Genomic DNA, 12808 nt, shown 5'->3' on the forward strand with positions numbered 1-12808 from the left:
CCTCAGGGTCGAACCCCGCTGCCGCTCAAGACGGACCGGTGGCGCCGGCGGAGCCTCGCACATAGGGGCCGGTCTCACCGGCGCGACCCGGACTGACCTTCGGCGCGCTCGTTTCGGAACTCGCGATGTTCAGCAACGGAAACAGCAGCTCGGCGGTCCGGTAGGCCTCTTCCAGGTGCGGATAACCGGAGAGCACGAAGGTTTCGAGGCCCGCGGCGCGGTACTCTCGGATGCGGTCGGCGACGTTTTCGGCGGAACCCACCAGCGCCGTGCCGGCCCCGCCGCGCACAAGGCCGACGCCCGCCCAGAGGTTGGGATAGATCACCAGATTGTGGCGATCGCCGCCGTGCAGGGCGTTCATCCGCGCCTGGCCGACGCTTTCCGACTTGGCGAGCCGGGCCTGGGCCTTGGCGATGGTGGCGTCGTCGAGGCGGCTGATCAGCCGCTCGGCCTCGGCCCAGGCGGCCTCTTCGGTCTCGCGGACGATGATGTGGAAGCGGCCGCCGAACCGGACCTCGCGGCCCTGCGCCCCGGCGCGGCGGCGCACCTCGGCGACTTTGGCGGCCACCTGATCCGGCGGTTCGCCCCAGGTCAGGTAGTGGTCAATGTGCCTGGCGGTCAGGTCGAGTGCGGGCTCGGACGATCCGCCCAGATAGAGCGGCGGGCCGCCCGGCTGGACGGGGTCGAAGAGCAGTTCGCTCCCCTGCGCGCGGATGTGCTGGCCGTCGAAGTCAACCTTGCCGCCGGCCATCAGCCGGTTCCAGACGGTCAGGTATTCCTCGGCTTGGGCGTAACGTTCGTCGTGGCTGAGGAAGACCCCGTCCGCCGCCATCTCCGAGGCGTCGCCGCCGACCACCACATTGACCAGCAACCGTCCGCCGCTGACCCGGTCGAGCGTCGCGGCCTGACGGGCGGCGAATAGTGGCGAGGTCACGCCCGGCCGCACCGCCACCAGGAATTTCAGCCGCCGTGTGATCGCCGCCATGGCGCTGGCTAGCACCCAGGAGTCCTCGCAGGTGCGGCCCGTCGGGATCAGGACGCCTTCGAACCCCAGCCGATCGGCGGCCTGGGCGACCTGGCCCAGGTAGTCGAAGGCTGTGGGCCGCGCGCCTTCGGCGTCACCCAGCCAGCGGCCGTCCCCGTGCGCGGGGATGAACCAGAAGGGCCGCACGGGCGCGTCGGACCGGGATGCGGAAGATCGGGACACGGTAAGCCTCGCGGACGGTCGGGCGAGCGGAAATTGCGACGGCCCAGCGGCAGTGTCCGGGTCGCGATCACCTTGGAAAGCCAGAAGAACTCCAAGGGCCCCGCGAAGAACTGGAAGGCCTCAGACCTCGTTCGGGTCCGGACTGGCGCCTACATCCAGAACGGGCCGTAAAACAGGTGAAAGCCATGTCCGTTCATGCCGCTGTTCTGACCGAACGTTCCCGCGCCGCGCTCTCCTCCGTCGAAGGCAAGCTGGGGTTCACCCAGCGCTCGACGGAAACCCAGTTCACCTATGCCTTCGATCCGCCGGACGGCCAGCGGCGCAGCAATATCGTCATCGACGAGCAGGTTGTCCGCATCGCGGACGCGCGCCCGGTGGTGCGCGACCTCAGCCTCGATGTCGAAGGCTTCGCCCTGGTCTCCCACCGGACTGCCGTCCGCGACTTCTGGGACGAAGCCCAGACCCTGGCGCTCGGCCATCCGGAAGCCGCCGAGATCGTGCGCGCCGCGACCGGTGCGCGCCGCGTGGTGGTCTATGACCACACCCTTCGCCGGCGCCTGGTAGGGACCGAGGACCGGACGACCGGCGCGCCCCGCCAGCCCGCCACCCGCGTCCACGTCGACCAGACGGTGAAGTCCGGCCCGCAGCGGGTGCGCGACCTGATGAGCGATCAGGCGGAAGACCTGCTGCGACGCCGCGCGGCGATCATCAATGTCTGGCGCCCCATCGGCCGGCCGGCGCTCGATTGGCCGCTGGCCTTGGCGGACGCCAGCAGTGTCGACCCCGCCGACCTCATCCCCTCGGAGCTGCGCTTCGAGCATCGGACCGGCGAGATCTACGGCGTCGCCTATACGCCGACGCAGCGTTGGTTCCAGGTCTCGGCGCTGCGGCCTGACGAGACGCTGCTGATCAAGTGCTGGGACTCCGACGAAACCGTCGCGCGCTTTGCGCCGCACACCGGCTTCGAGGACCCCACCACGCCGCCCGGCACGCCGCCGCGCGAGAGCATTGAATTCCGCACCATCGCCTTCTTCGACTGACCGGTCCGGGGGGAAAGACCATGACGAACAACCCATCCTTGCCGGGTGGCCGAACCGGTAGTGTGCTGGTCGCCGGCGTCGGCTCGGTCAATGGCCTGGGCGCTGCCATCGCGCGGCGCTTCGGGCGCGAGGGTTTCCCGGTCTTGATCGCCGGGCGCAACGCCGAGAAGCTGCAGGCGACCGAGGCGGCCTTGCTCGGGGAGGGCTACCGGGTGTCCGGCACGGTCGGCGACGTCTCGCTGGCGGACGACGCGGCGCAGTTCGTGGCGGAAGCCCAGAAACTCGCGCCCTTGGCGGTGGCGGTCCACAACGCCGGCAGCAACCGTCCATCGCCGTTCCTGAAGCTCACCGAGGCCGAGTTCGAGGCCCATTGGCGCGAGCACGCGCTGGGTGGCTTCCAGTTGGCGCAGGCCGCCCTGCCGGCGCTGCTGGCCCGCGGCGAGGGCAGCCTCTTGTTCACCGGCGCCAGCGGCAGCCTGCGCGGCAAGGCGAATTTCGCGCCGTTCGCCGCCGCCAAGGCGGCGCTGCGGAACCTGGCCCAAAGCCTGGCGCGCGAGTTCGGGCCGCAGGGCATCCATGTGGGTCACGTGGTGATCGACGGTGGCATTGAGGGTGAACGGCTGCTCAGCCGGCTGCCGCAGCTGAAGGACCAGCGCGGTCCGGACGGCCTGCTCAACATCGACGCGATCGCCGAGGCCTATTGGGTCCTGCACCAACAGCACCGCAGCGCCTGGACGCTGGAGCTGGACCTGCGGCCCTGGGCGGAGACATTCTAGATCGTCTGGATCAGCGCCGTTCGGGCCGAGGCTTGGCGGTGAATGCGCGCGCCTCCCCGGCCGATCGGGCAAGCTGCGGTCCACGGCCATAGACCACCAGCGTCACCGCCCCCAGCAGGTCCGGTTCCAGGAGCCGCAGGTCGAGCGGCGTGAGGTCTCGTGCAGGATTGCCCGGAAGGGTCATGGCGTTCGCGTTGCCGATCAGTTTGCCGGCGCGGGCGAGATCGCCCGGCTGGAGCGGCCGTCGATGGACAGCGGCACATCGCCTGCAAGCGTCACGCGGCGCATGATCCGGCGCTGATCGCCGTAGTCGTTGATGGCGTAATGCTGGGTGGCGCGGTTGTCCCAGATGGCCACATCGCCCTCAGCCCACCGCCAGCGGACGGTATTCTCAAGCTGGGTGACGTGGGCCTGCAGGGTCTCGTAGATCCGCCGCGAGTCCGCCATATCGAAGCCCTTCAGGGACTTCAGGAACTGGCCAAGCACCAGGGTCCGCTCGCCGGTCTCGGGATGGACGCGGACGACCGGATGCTCGGTTTCGTAGACGGTCGAGGCGAAGACCTCGCGGTGGCGAGCGACGTCCTCCGGCCGTGCGTTCGGCTTGGCCGCGGCATAGTCGTAGGCGTTGGTATGGATCGCCCAGGCGCTGTCGGCGAGCGCGCGCAAGGCTTCAGGCAAACGCTTGTAGGCTTCCGCCGTGTTGGCCCAGACCGTGTCGCCGCCGGACTGCGTCGATTGCACGGCCCGCAGGATCGAGGCCTTGGGGTAGGCCGGCAGGAAGGTGATGTCGGTGTGCCAGGCGTTGGCGCGACCGCCGCCATGGATGGAGTCCAGTTCAAGGAGGGACTTGCTCCCCTTGCGGACCGGGACGGTCGGATGCGGCAGGAGCTCGCCCAGCCGCGCGGCGAAGGCCTCGTGGGCGTCGTCGTCGAGATGCTGCTGGCCGTGGAAGAACAGCACCTTGTGGCGATAGAGCGCCGCCTCGATCGCGCCGATGTCGGCGTCGGGCAGATCGGCCGAGAGGGTCAATCCCGCAATCTCGGCGCCGACGCGGCCGGCGACGGGACGAATGTCGAGCCGGGTGGTGAGGTCCAGATGTCCGTCGGCGCTCATGACTGAATCTCCTCGAGGGCGTGGTGTTCGATCTTCTTGCTGAGCGAGGCGCGGCTGATGCCGAGCAGGGCCGCGGCGCGGGACTTGTTCCCGCGGGTGGCGAGCAGGGTCGCCTTCAGCAGGGGCGCCTCGACGGCGCGGGTGATGTGGTCGTGCAGGCCGGGCCGGCCGTCGGCGGCGGCCTCGGCGAAGTAGGTCGAGACGGCCTGTTCGACCGCGAGGGCGAGCCGATCCGGGTGATCGGCGCCGCTCTCGCCCGCCGGTGATCGGGCCGAGCGACCCCTCGCCGCCAGTTGTTCCTCGACGATGTCGGCGCAGATGTTGGCGTGTGGATAGAGGGCCTGAATGCGTCGGATCAGGTTCTCAAGCTCACGCACATTGCCCGGCCAATCGTGGGCGCGCAGGCGCTGCAACGCTAAGGGGTCCAGATGCTGTGCGGCCACACCCGGTACGGTTCCGCGATGGAGGAAGGCGTTGGCGAGGTCCGGCACGTCCTCTGGCCTCGACCGCAGGGACGGGACCGCCAGGGTGGCGACGCCGAGGCGATAGTAGAGGTCTTCGCGGAACTCGCCGCGATCCACGCGCGCGCAAAGGTCGTCCGGTCCAGACGCGACGAGGCGGACATCAGCGGCCGCGCCGACCGACGCAGGCTCCCGGTCGAGGCCGGTCTCGTTGAGCACCCGCATCAGCCGCGCCTGCGCTTCAGCGGAGAGATCGCCGACGGCATGCAGGTAGAGCGTGCCGCCGCGCGCCAGTTCGATGAGTCCTTCGACCTGCTGCCAACCCAGCAACCGGTCGGCGATGTCCGGTCCGGAGAGCGAGACGAGGTTCAGGGCCGCGAAGGCCCGACCGCGCCGCGGGCCCAGGTCGTGCAGGCAGCGGGCGATCAGCGCCTTGCCGACCCCGGTTTCGCCGGTGATCAGCACCGGCAGCGTCGACTGCACGAGGCGTGCGGCTGTGCGGTAAAGCGCCTGCATCGCCGCAGACCGGCCGATCAGCGGCAGGCGATTGTCCTTCGCCGCCTGGGCGACCGCGGCGCTCAGATGCCGGCCTCTGGGCAGCGTTATGGCCCGGCGGATCGCGGCGACCAGGTCTTCGGCCTGGTAGGGCTTGGGCAAGGTCTCGAAGGAGCCGCTGAGGATCGCCTGCGCCGAGGCGCGAAGGTTCGCCTCGCGGATGGTCGTGACGATCGGCAGCCTTGGGTGTCGTCGCCGCAAGGTCTGGGCGACCTCGTGGCCAGGATCCGTCGGGCTCGCCAGGTCGACGACCACAACGGCGTCGGCGACGTCCTCGGAGGTCCAGCGCAGCAGGGTTTCCGCCTCGCCGGCGAACCGCACCTGCCAACCCTCGACCGCGAAGCGTTTGGCCAGGCTGTGGCGGATCGTCATGTCGTTTTCGGAGATCAGCACCCGGGCGGTCATGGCTTGCTCCGAGGCTCAAGGTTCGACTGGCCGATGCGCGCGAAGACCGCCGGTGAGGGCAGGGGCAACGGCGGCCCGGGCGGATACCAGTAGGCGGCGTGACAGGCCTCGCAGGCCGCATCCATCGCCGCGCCGGCGGTCAGCAAGGCTGCCGGGTCTCGCCGGTCCGCCGCCGCGCGGGCGTCTGACGCGGCGGCGCGGAGCCGCTCGGCGGCGGCGGCGAAACGCGGCGGGTCGTCGGCGATGGCCTGGGTGATCTGGGCCGCGGTGCGGATGCCGGGGGTCGACGCGTCGGCCAACCGGCCGTGACCGTCGCCACCAACCTGGCGCGTCTCACCGAGCGTGGCCGCGCCCTCAGTCAACCGATCGGCCATGGCCGCGACTGTCGCCCAGCCTTCCGGCGTTGTCGGTTGCCGATGGACCTCGCCGCCGGGTGTCCGGACCGTCGCGACCGCGCACCAGAGCTGGTCGGCGTTGGGGTCGATGACGCCGTCCATCAACGCCTGGACGGTCGCCGGCGCCGCCTGAGGCGCGGGCCTCTTCTCGGTGCGCGGATGGCACGCGCAAAGGCCGGTGAGAGCCAGCAAGGCGAGCCCGATCCGCCACTGGCTGCGCGCTATGCCGCTCATCGCTTCGGCGTCTCGTAGAATTCAGGCGGCGGCGGATTGTCCGGCAGCCGTTTGGGAATGTCGGCGCCGCGGTTGCCGTCCGCGCCGATCGCACCGGGCCCCGGGCCGATATGCTTGGCGTCGACGTTGTTCTCCGCGCAGGAATATTCCGTCAGGCCCTCGCCGAGCTCGCCCAGCACCCAGGTGCGGCTGAAGGTGAAGGGCCGGGTGTAGAATTTCTTGTCATCCACCAAGAGTTCGAGGTGGATGTGGGCGGCGTCCGGCCGGGTCCAGCGCTCGACCGCGTGCATGGCGTCGCTCTGCGGGTCGGCGTTCTCGTCGAGCCAGATCTTCTCGTCCTTGAAGCCCACGGTATCGATGATCAGGGTGTCACCCTGCCACTCGCCGACGGGATTGCCGAAGAACCGTGGCTCCGGATCCGGTTCGTGCTTGCGGCCATCGACCGGAATGAAGCGGTGGGTCGAATAAAGGTAGAGGAAGGCGATGCGCCTGGGGGTCTGCAGCACCTCGAAGGGCAGGCCGCTGGCGTCATGGCGGGGGATGCCGCCCAGGATGCACAGCGCTTCCGGGTCGATGGTCTCGGTGCGGTTGTGCTTCAGCGCCGCCTCGCCGGCCGGCGTCAGCGGCAGCTTGAAGCCCGGCAGGTCCTTGCCGATGTTCCCGCCTGGCTTGCCGGGTTCGCGCAGGGGCTTCCAGTAGCCGGTGAGGTCCGGATGGCCGGCGGCGTCGCGCGGGGCGGCGCGCGCGGGACCGGTCGGCTCCGTGCCTTGCAGGGTCGCGCCATCGCCCTCGACCTCCACCGACTTGGCGTGCGGTGGGGCAGGCTGCGCGAGGGCGCCGGCGGCGATCAGCAGGGCCGCGGCAACGCCCGATGCGCGCGAAACGAGGTTCGCCGTCGATCTCCCGCGCGACATCAGCGGGGCGGTCCGGCCTGGCCATCACCAGGCCCGCCGTCGCCTGGGGTGCCGCCGTAGATGCTGCGGCCGTCCGGCAGGGTGACGCGACGCGCGTCGACGAGATGTGAGCCATCGCGCGCCAGGTAACCGTCGACCACCAGGGTGTCGCCGACCTTCACGTCGCCCTTCTTCCAGCCGTGCTGGGAGAGCGCGCCTGGGCCGCCGCCCTCGCAAGCCCAGTTCACCACGGTCCCGTCCTTCCGTAGGACGTCGAGGTAGAAATAGGAGTGGGGGTTCTGGAACTCGACCTTGGTGATCTTGCCGACCAGCCGGACGGGCTTGTCGCCGTCGAACTCCGCCGAGAAGGAATGGTGCGCGAAGACCGGTGTCGCGCAGGCCAAGGCCAACAGGACTGCTAGGGCCGAGCCGCGTTTCGCCTTTGCGCGCCGAGCCTGCGTCATGCCGCCATCTCCTCAAGTTCGAGTGACCAGGGCGGTGAAGGGGAGGCCGCCCTGGCCGGCGAAGGGGATTTGCGAGAGCCACCTTCAGTTAAAGCCTATCTTTGTAATAGGATTTAACTCCGGTCAGATTTTCTGATGGTGCGATTAGTGCGCCGGGTTCGGATTGCGAGGATTGTCTCGCGCAACCGAGCCCGAACCGCCGCTGCCGCCGCGCTTGAGAGATTTTCTTAAATCCTACCTATCCAATCTGAATTGCGGTCAAGACGCCAAAGTCCTCCCCTGGAGCGTCGCGCAACCAAGGCGGATGCATGCAGTCGATCGCGTCGAGGCGAAACGTGGAGTGGCTGACCGTTGGCTTGGCGGTGGCGGTCTACGGCGGCTGGATGGCCGTGACCCTGCTGCAGGCCCATCTGCCGACGCCCGTGCTGGCCGTGCTCGGGGGGTGGCTCATCGCCTGGCAGGGCTCCCTCCAGCACGAGATCATCCACGGTCACCCGACCGCCAGCCGCCGCCTGAACGAGGCGCTAGGCGCCGCGCCCCTGTCGTTGTGGCTGCCGTTCACGGTCTATCGGCGAAGCCACCTGCTGCACCACGCGTGCGAACACCTCGCCCATCCCGACCATGACCCTGAGGCCCGGTATCTGGGATTGGGGTCCGGATGGCGGCATCGCACGGTGAGGTTCATCGCAGGCCTGCAAGCCACCTTGATCGGGCGGCTGCTGGTCGGACCCTTCGTGGAGGTCGCGCGGCTGGGCTGGGATGAGGCGCGGCGCGTGGCCAGGGGCGAGCCTGGCGCGCGGGCAGAGTGGGCGGCGCATGCCGCTGGCGTTGCGGTGGTGATGACCTGGTTGATCGCTGTCTGCCAGCTGAGCCTGGCGCGCTATCTGCTGTGCTTCGTCTATCCCGGGATCGCGCTGTCGTTGCTGCGTTCGTTCGCCGAGCACCGCGCCGACGCCACACCCGGCGGGCAGGTCGCGGTGGTGGAGAATGCACCGGTCCTTGGCCTGCTGTTCCTCAACAACAACCTGCACGCGGCCCACCATGCCTGGCCGACGCTGCCCTGGTGGCGGTTGCCGGCACGGTATCGCATCCACCGTCCGGCGCTGCTCTCTGCGAACGGCGGCCTCGTCTACGACGGCTATGGCGAGGTTTTCGCGCGCTTCGCCGTGCGTCCCCACCACACCCTGGAGCACCCGGCGTTTGCGCCGCCCACTGGGGAGGCGGCGGCATGAACGCCCCGGCCCTGAACATCGAGGCGGCGGCGGGCGCGGCCCCGATTGTGGCGCTGCCGATGTACGATTTCCCGGAGCTCCGTGACGCCAACGCGGCGCTGTGGGATGCCCTGCGCACGCCGCTCCTGGCGCATGGCGTGGCGGCGCCGCTCGACCTCGCGCGGCCGGCGGACCTGGAGGACCTCTGGCGTGACTCGCAGCTCCTGCTAGCGCAGACCTGCGGCTATCCCTTGATGACCGGTCTGCGCGGCGCTGTGCAGCTGGTGGCGACGCCGCGATATCGCGCGCCGGGGTCCGAAGGCCCTTTCCATCGCAGCGCGATCATCGTTGCGGCGACCCGCGACGCCGAACGTCTGGTTGAGTTGCGCGGCTCGCGAGCGGCCCTGAACAGCTGGACGTCCAACACCGGCATGAACCTGTTGCGCGCCGCGGTGTCAGAAGTCGCCGGCGGGCAGCCGTTCTTCAGCGACGTCAGTGTCACCGGCTCGCACCTGGCCAGCCTGACCGCCGTCGCCGAGGGCCGCGCCGACCTCGCCGCGATCGACAATGTGACCTACGCCCAGATCTGCCGCCTCTCTCCGGACCTCGCGGCGGGGGTTCGGAATCTGCAATGGACCGCTTCGACACCCGGGTTGCCGCTGGTGACGAGCGCCGGGACGCCTCCAACCACGCTACGCGCCTTGCGCCGGGCCTTGCAGGCCACCGTCACCAATCCGGCCCTGGCGGCGGTGCGTCGGGAGCTGTTGATCGATGGGTTCTGCGTGCTGCCGGCCCGCAACTACGGTGAGGTGCTGCAGTTGGAACACGCCGCGATCGCGCGGGGATATCCCGTCCTGGCGTGAGCCGGGCCGATCAGGTCCCTTCGGCGCCGAGCGCCGTTTCGATGAGGTGCGGGAAGACTTTCGCGACCTTGCCCAGCAGATAGTCGCCGTAGGTCCCCTCGAAGCTGTGGACGCTGGCGCGGTCCCAGCGCTCGGCGCGGTCGACATCGATGCGCGCGGTGTCGACGGCTGCGATCGGCAGTGGACGCATCGGCGCCTGGAAATCCGGGTCGAAGAACAGCGGAAACGATAGCCGGTCCTGGCCGCTGACATTGCGCACCCGGTGCGGTGTCGACCTGAAGCGGCCGCCGCTCAATCGTTCCAGCATGTCGCCGATGTTGCAGACCAGCGCACCCTCGATCGGCGGCGCCTCGATCCAGCCGCCCGGCGTCTTGACCTGCAGGCCGCCGTGGCGGTCCTGGGCGAGCAGGGTCAGCAGGCCGTAGTCGGTGTGCTCGGCCACGCCCCAGCTCTCGCGCCAGTCGACCTTCGCCGGACTCCTCGCCGGGTAATGGAAAATGCGGAACAGCACGGTGGGATCGCCGCTGTAGGTCCGCGCGAAGTAGTCCGGCGTGAGGCCCAGGCTCAGCGAGACACCCTCCATCAGCGCCGCCGCGGCCGCGGTCGCCGCGCGTATGTAGCCGGTCGCCGCCCGTTGCAGGCCCGCCGGCCGCGCCGACCACAGGTTCGCGCCATGCAGCGGCATGCCGGCCCGGACCCGCGGATGGTCCGCCGCCAGTTCCGTACCCAGGTAGAGGCCTTCCTTTAGGTCGGGGCGGCCGGACGTCAGCTCGCCGCCGACCGGGAAGTAGCCACGCCAGGCGCGGCCCCCGCGCGACATGGCGATCGCCATCTTCTCGGCCTCGGGCAGGGCGAAGAAGCGGCGGCTCTCGACCCCCAGGTCGCGCAGGATGTCCGGAGGAATCCGATGGCCGACCAGGTAGAAGAACCCGTGCGCCTCGCAGGCGGCGGCGATCTCGGCGGCGACATAGATCCGTTCGTCGGAGCCGTCGAACAACGGCTCCATGTCGATCACCGGCAAGACGTCCGTCATCGATGGGCCCTCTAGAGGTCGTCTGGAAGGGACCACATCACCTCGTCGATCGGCCGCCCGCCGGTCAAGCGCATTTGGGCCAACTGTGCGGCGCGGTCCCGGGCCCAGAGCGCTGGCCGCTCCCCGCCGACCTACCGAAGTCGTCTGAAAGCCTACCGAGAGAATCTGGATTGCAATTCCTACTGTCTGGATAGGTGATCGGATGGCGCCAAGATTTCGGCGCGCCTGCGGGAGCCCCACCATGAACACGAAATCAGACACCGCCAGATTCGCCCTGGCCGCCGCAGGCGTGGCCTTGGCGCTCGGCGCCTCGGGCGCGGTGATCGCGCAATCCAGCACGCCCGCCCTGCAGATCCATCGGCGGCTGCTGACGCTGGATAGCCATGTCGATGTGGTGCTTCCGAAGCCCGGCGCGTCCACGACCTCTGACGCTGACCTGACCAAGCTGCGGCTGGGCGGTGTGGATGCGGTCGTGTTCGCCGTGTTCGCGCCCACGGGGCCAGCCACCCCGGAAGGCTATGCCGCCGCCCGGACGGAGGCCTTGGGCAAATTGGCGGCCATCAAGGCGCTGGCGCGGGACAATCCTCAGGACGTGGAGATCGCCCATACCGCCGCGGACGTCCGCCGCATCGCCGGCGCCGGCAAGGTCGCGGTGCTGATCGGCTTCCTCAACGCCTATTGGCTGAACGGCGATGTCTCCGGCTTCGACAGGCTCTACGCCGACGGTGTCCGCGTGGCGGGCCTCGCGCATGCGGGCAACAACGCCTTCGCCGACTCCTCACGGCCCAGGCTGGGGCCGGCGAGCCGAACGGCGGCCTGTCCGACGCCGGGAAGGCGGCTGTCCGGCGCCTGAACGACCTGGGCGTCCTGGTCGACGTCTCGCAGCTCACACCGAAGGGTGTGTTCCAGACGCTGGAGCTCAGCCGCGCGCCGGTGGTGGCGACCCACTCCGACGTCCGCGCCTTGATCGACGCGACGCGCAATCTGTCGGACGCCGAGATCGACGCCATCGCCGCGAAAGGCGGCGTGATCCAGGTGACGCCCTTCAACGCCTATCTGGTGAAGAAGCCGGCGGACTATGACGCCAAGCTGGCGGCGCTACGGGCGCAGTACGGGTTGCCGCCGGGCGCGGGCGAGGCCGGGCTCGACACGCTCGCAGCCGACAAACAGGCGGCCTTCCTGACGGGCTTCCGGGCGCTCTATCCCCGCGCCACAGTCAAGCAGTACGTCGACCACATCGACTACATCGCCAAGCGCGTCGGCGTGGACCACGTCGGCATCGGCAGCGACTTCAACCACGGCGCCGGCGTCACCGGCTTCGCCAGCGAGGCGGACGCCCCGAACGTGACGAAGGAGCTGCTCGCCCGCGGCTATACCGAGGCGCAGCTGGCGAAGATCTGGAGCGGGAATTTCCTGCGCGTCCTCGCGGCGGCCGAAGCGGCCCGCAAGCCGACGACCTAGCGCGCCCGAGGGCCAGCCCTCAGTCGCCCGCCGCGCTCTCGACCGTCTCTCCGTCAAGCAGCGAGCGGCTGGCCGGCGAACCCGCGATCGCGTCGGCCAGCGTGGTGCGGTCGAGGATCTCAGCGACCTGATTGCGCACGCTGGCCATGACGCGACGCAAGGCGCACGCCGCCTCGTCGGCGCAATCGTCGCAGCGCTTGTAGAAGTTGCGGCTCGCACACGGCAGCAAGGCCAGCGGGCCATCGGTCAGGCGCACCACCTCGCCGAAGGTGATCAGGTCGGCCGGCTTGGCCAGCCGGTAACCGCCCGTCCAGCCCCGGGTGCTCTCGACCAGCTCGGCTCGGCGCAGCGCCGACATGATCGACTCGAGGAATTTGCGCGGGATCTGTTCGCTGGCCGCGATCACGGTCACGCCGCGCGGCTCGCCGCCGCTTCGGCCGAGATGAAGGAGCGCCTTAAGGGCGTAGCGACCGCGTTGCGAGAGTATTCGAATCCAACTGTTCGCCGCATCGTCGCAGCCGCCGACAATCGACATGCAACCGGCGCCACAATCAAGATGCTCTCGCCGTCGCGGACCGCACGACAAGTCGACCTTGGAGTCCGACGAGGTCTCGACCGTCCCGGTCGGACATGGAGGTTATCGGTCCGCCCGGCGCAAGGTGCGAGATTGCCTGAGCGATGGACGGGCCACCGAGGT

At 69.6% G+C, this 12808-nt stretch carries 15 protein-coding genes; 6 read left to right on the forward strand and 9 right to left on the reverse strand.

Annotated elements, in window-relative coordinates; genetic code table 11:
* Positions 1-25: 25 nt before the first annotated feature.
* Positions 26-1171 carry an FMNH2-dependent alkanesulfonate monooxygenase gene (gene ssuD, locus E8A49_RS11535; RefSeq protein ID WP_293380832.1) on the reverse strand — a complete coding sequence of 382 codons (1146 nt, stop codon included), beginning with the start codon at positions 1169-1171 and terminating at the stop codon, positions 26-28.
* 221 nt (positions 1172-1392) lie between these two features.
* Here ssuD and E8A49_RS11540 point away from each other — a divergent pair, with 221 nt between their 5' ends.
* Complete coding sequence (locus tag E8A49_RS11540) at positions 1393-2247, forward strand: CmcJ/NvfI family oxidoreductase (RefSeq protein ID WP_293380835.1); 855 nt, start codon at positions 1393-1395, stop codon at positions 2245-2247.
* A 20-nt stretch (positions 2248-2267) separates the two neighbouring features.
* Positions 2268-3023: an SDR family NAD(P)-dependent oxidoreductase gene (locus tag E8A49_RS11545; RefSeq protein WP_293380838.1), complete on the forward strand. Its 756-nt coding sequence runs from the start codon at positions 2268-2270 to the stop codon at positions 3021-3023.
* 10 nt (positions 3024-3033) lie between these two features.
* Here the strand turns inward: E8A49_RS11545 and E8A49_RS11550 are convergent, their stop codons facing one another.
* The 6 genes from E8A49_RS11550 to E8A49_RS11575 are packed head-to-tail and all read right to left on the reverse strand — an operon-like array spanning position 3034 to position 7543.
* The gene (locus E8A49_RS11550) at positions 3034-3207 is read right to left on the reverse strand and encodes a hypothetical protein (RefSeq protein ID WP_293380841.1); all 174 of its coding nucleotides are present in this window, start codon (positions 3205-3207) and stop codon (positions 3034-3036) included.
* Between the two features lie 17 nt (positions 3208-3224).
* Positions 3225-4136: a TauD/TfdA family dioxygenase gene (locus tag E8A49_RS11555; protein WP_293380844.1), complete on the reverse strand. Its 912-nt coding sequence runs from the start codon at positions 4134-4136 to the stop codon at positions 3225-3227.
* Positions 4133-5557: a sigma-54 dependent transcriptional regulator gene (locus E8A49_RS11560; RefSeq protein WP_293380847.1), complete on the reverse strand. Its 1425-nt coding sequence runs from the start codon at positions 5555-5557 to the stop codon at positions 4133-4135. Before E8A49_RS11560 ends, E8A49_RS11555 begins: the two co-directional genes overlap by 4 nt.
* Positions 5554-6186 carry a cytochrome c gene (locus E8A49_RS11565; RefSeq protein ID WP_293380850.1) on the reverse strand — a complete coding sequence of 211 codons (633 nt, stop codon included), beginning with the start codon at positions 6184-6186 and terminating at the stop codon, positions 5554-5556. Before E8A49_RS11565 ends, E8A49_RS11560 begins: the two co-directional genes overlap by 4 nt.
* Positions 6183-7100 carry a hypothetical protein gene (locus tag E8A49_RS11570; RefSeq protein ID WP_293380853.1) on the reverse strand — a complete coding sequence of 306 codons (918 nt, stop codon included), beginning with the start codon at positions 7098-7100 and terminating at the stop codon, positions 6183-6185. Before E8A49_RS11570 ends, E8A49_RS11565 begins: the two co-directional genes overlap by 4 nt.
* On the reverse strand, positions 7100-7543 hold the full coding sequence (locus E8A49_RS11575; protein ID WP_293380856.1) for a DUF6152 family protein: 444 nt from the start codon (positions 7541-7543) through the stop codon (positions 7100-7102). The genes E8A49_RS11570 and E8A49_RS11575 overlap by 1 nt, the downstream gene beginning before the upstream one ends.
* Positions 7544-7851: 308 nt before the next feature.
* On the opposite strand from E8A49_RS11575, the gene E8A49_RS11580 reads away from it, so the two are divergent.
* The gene (locus tag E8A49_RS11580; RefSeq protein WP_293380859.1) at positions 7852-8775 is read left to right on the forward strand and encodes a fatty acid desaturase; all 924 of its coding nucleotides are present in this window, start codon (positions 7852-7854) and stop codon (positions 8773-8775) included.
* A complete protein-coding gene (locus tag E8A49_RS11585; protein WP_293380862.1) occupies positions 8772-9617 on the forward strand; it encodes a PhnD/SsuA/transferrin family substrate-binding protein in 846 nt (281 codons plus the stop codon). The genes E8A49_RS11580 and E8A49_RS11585 overlap by 4 nt, the downstream gene beginning before the upstream one ends.
* Positions 9618-9627: 10 nt before the next feature.
* On the opposite strand, the gene E8A49_RS11590 is transcribed toward E8A49_RS11585, so the two are convergent.
* Positions 9628-10650 carry a 2-oxoglutarate and iron-dependent oxygenase domain-containing protein gene (locus E8A49_RS11590; protein ID WP_293380865.1) on the reverse strand — a complete coding sequence of 341 codons (1023 nt, stop codon included), beginning with the start codon at positions 10648-10650 and terminating at the stop codon, positions 9628-9630.
* A 241-nt stretch (positions 10651-10891) separates the two neighbouring features.
* On the opposite strand from E8A49_RS11590, the gene E8A49_RS11595 reads away from it, so the two are divergent.
* Entirely contained in the window at positions 10892-11503 is a 612-nt protein-coding gene (locus E8A49_RS11595; RefSeq protein WP_293380869.1) for a membrane dipeptidase, read from the forward strand.
* A gap of 5 nt (positions 11504-11508) precedes the next feature.
* Positions 11509-12111, forward strand: a complete 603-nt coding sequence (locus tag E8A49_RS11600) for a membrane dipeptidase (RefSeq protein ID WP_293381043.1) — start codon at positions 11509-11511, stop codon at positions 12109-12111.
* Between the two features lie 19 nt (positions 12112-12130).
* Here the strand turns inward: E8A49_RS11600 and E8A49_RS11605 are convergent, their stop codons facing one another.
* On the reverse strand, positions 12131-12646 hold the full coding sequence (locus tag E8A49_RS11605; RefSeq protein WP_293380872.1) for an Rrf2 family transcriptional regulator: 516 nt from the start codon (positions 12644-12646) through the stop codon (positions 12131-12133).
* Positions 12647-12808: the final 162 nt, after the last annotated feature.

The sequence above is a fragment of the Phenylobacterium sp. genome (assembly GCF_004799515.1).
Taxonomy (GTDB): domain Bacteria; phylum Pseudomonadota; class Alphaproteobacteria; order Caulobacterales; family Caulobacteraceae; genus Phenylobacterium.

Bases quoted from the DNA above. Each gene is read 5' to 3' on its own strand.
- E8A49_RS11590 (WP_293380865.1), bottom strand. From the start codon at position 10,650: ATGACGGACGTCTTGCCGGTGATCGACATGGAGCCGTTGTTCGACGGC.
- E8A49_RS11585 (WP_293380862.1), top strand. From the start codon at position 8,772: ATGAACGCCCCGGCCCTGAACATCGAGGCGGCGGCGGGCGCGGCCCCG.
- E8A49_RS11595 (WP_293380869.1), top strand. From the start codon at position 10,892: ATGAACACGAAATCAGACACCGCCAGATTCGCCCTGGCCGCCGCAGGC.
- E8A49_RS11555 (WP_293380844.1), bottom strand. From the start codon at position 4,136: ATGAGCGCCGACGGACATCTGGACCTCACCACCCGGCTCGACATTCGT.
- E8A49_RS11560 (WP_293380847.1), bottom strand. From the start codon at position 5,557: ATGACCGCCCGGGTGCTGATCTCCGAAAACGACATGACGATCCGCCAC.
- E8A49_RS11580 (WP_293380859.1), top strand. From the start codon at position 7,852: ATGCAGTCGATCGCGTCGAGGCGAAACGTGGAGTGGCTGACCGTTGGC.
- E8A49_RS11570 (WP_293380853.1), bottom strand. From the start codon at position 7,100: ATGTCGCGCGGGAGATCGACGGCGAACCTCGTTTCGCGCGCATCGGGC.
- E8A49_RS11545 (WP_293380838.1), top strand. From the start codon at position 2,268: ATGACGAACAACCCATCCTTGCCGGGTGGCCGAACCGGTAGTGTGCTG.
- E8A49_RS11540 (WP_293380835.1), top strand. From the start codon at position 1,393: ATGTCCGTTCATGCCGCTGTTCTGACCGAACGTTCCCGCGCCGCGCTC.
- E8A49_RS11605 (WP_293380872.1), bottom strand. From the start codon at position 12,646: ATGTCGATTGTCGGCGGCTGCGACGATGCGGCGAACAGTTGGATTCGA.
- E8A49_RS11550 (WP_293380841.1), bottom strand. From the start codon at position 3,207: ATGACCCTTCCGGGCAATCCTGCACGAGACCTCACGCCGCTCGACCTG.
- E8A49_RS11565 (WP_293380850.1), bottom strand. From the start codon at position 6,186: ATGAGCGGCATAGCGCGCAGCCAGTGGCGGATCGGGCTCGCCTTGCTG.
- E8A49_RS11575 (WP_293380856.1), bottom strand. From the start codon at position 7,543: ATGACGCAGGCTCGGCGCGCAAAGGCGAAACGCGGCTCGGCCCTAGCA.